General features: G+C 32.3%; 1 pseudogene. It reads left to right on the plus strand.

The window, feature by feature from the left end:
* Positions 1–483: 483 nt before the first annotated feature.
* Positions 484–1,771: pseudogene (locus tag J3U35_RS06590) on the plus strand (hypothetical protein); the annotation flags it as partial.

Genomic DNA, 1,771 nt, shown 5'->3' on the forward strand with positions numbered 1-1,771 from the left:
ATTTGGCTCAGATAAATATTCACGAATTGGTGGACAACTAGGTTTAAATTATTCATTCTAACAATAGTAATATCTTAGTAAATACAAAGCAGTACGATTTAGTACTGCTTTTTTATAGAAAAAAGATATGTGATTCAAACTAAATTGAAAAAGGGGATATTTAGCACTGACTAAATAAAGAATTTAGTCTAAAAAAAATCATAACATGAACAATATATTGAAAAAAAAAGATTGCTAATTGATTATGTATTTTAAACGCAGAATATGAAAATTTTGTGCAAAAATAATCAGTTTATTAACTTTACATTAACTTACAATTAACAAAAAAAACAATTAATTATAATTATATTACGCTTTTTATTAGAAATTTTCGATAGATTAAATGTTGATTGATCGCTTAATCCGATCAATAATGTTTTTTACATAAGTCTCTTGAATCTTAGTGACTATGTTTAATATTGTAAAATGAAGGAAATTTAACAAATGAATAAAATTTATAAAGTTTTGAAAAATAGACAAGGAATTAGTCTGGCAGTTTCGGAATTAGCCAGAGGAAGAGGTAAAAAAACTAAATCAGTATTAATTAATGCCACAATTCTTGGGGCTTTATCTGTTTTATCTTCCAGCAATGCTTTTGCTGCACGTGTTAATATAGATACCAATCAAATTATTAAAGGTGATGACACTGGAACTTTGCCTAATGGCGTAGTCAGCAATGATGAATATATCATTGGTCAAAATGGACATTTAACAATTAGTGATAATGGTACATTAAAAATTAATAGAATTATAGTGGCACATGATGTAGATACTTCTGCTCAATTTACACTCGACAATGGTCATTTCATTAACTCTACTGGTGATGCTTATTTAGGATCTCAAGGTAACGCTAATATTCTTATTACTAATGGCGGCACTTTTACCAATACTGGATGGTCTTCATTACGTATAGGTCATTCTAGCACTTCTAATACAACTTTAACTGTATCAGGTAAAGGCAGTACAATAAATCAAGTTAACTCACAAGATATGGGGATTGCCGGCGACGGTAAGGCTGTAGTTAATATTTTAGATGGTGGTGTTATTAATTCATCTCGAGCTACATTTGTCGCAAGTGGTAATGGAAATGCGATTATTAATATTGACGGTGAAGGTTCTGCTTTTAATTCAGGTGGTATGCGAGTAGGAACGCAATCAGCTGATAAAGATGGCTATGGTGAAATTAATGTGACCAATGGTGGTAGTTTAAATATTGCTGATGGTGATGCAGGTACATACAACAAGCTAGCTATCAGAAATGGTAAAGTATTAATTGATGGTAAAAATTCTCAATTGAACGTGATGTCTGAAATTATCGTCAATGAGGGTGGTAATCATTCTGCTAGTTTAACCGTTGCAAATGATGCAGCCATCAAAACTCAAAAAGGCGATAAATCTGGTGAGGATCTCGGTATTCGAGTTGATCAAAATGGCGCCCTTAATATCGGTGGCGAAGTTGGAAAAGCCGCTGAAAAAGCAGGTTCTATTGATACGCCAAAAGTTGGATTAAGAAATGGTGGTAAATTAAATATTAATCATACTAACACTGATTATCAAGTAGGCTGGGATATTGATGGAAATGGGGATGTCAATGTCGTCTCTGGTGATAACTTTATTAGTGGTAAACATACTTATGAAGGAAACACTAATATAACCGGTGGTTCTTGGAATGCGAAAGCCGAGAATGTCTTTAGCGAAAAATCTAACTATAACGTTGATAAGAAAGGTTCAC

Source organism: Gilliamella sp. B2717 (genome assembly GCF_026536675.1).
GTDB lineage: Bacteria > Pseudomonadota > Gammaproteobacteria > Enterobacterales > Orbaceae > Gilliamella > Gilliamella apicola_I.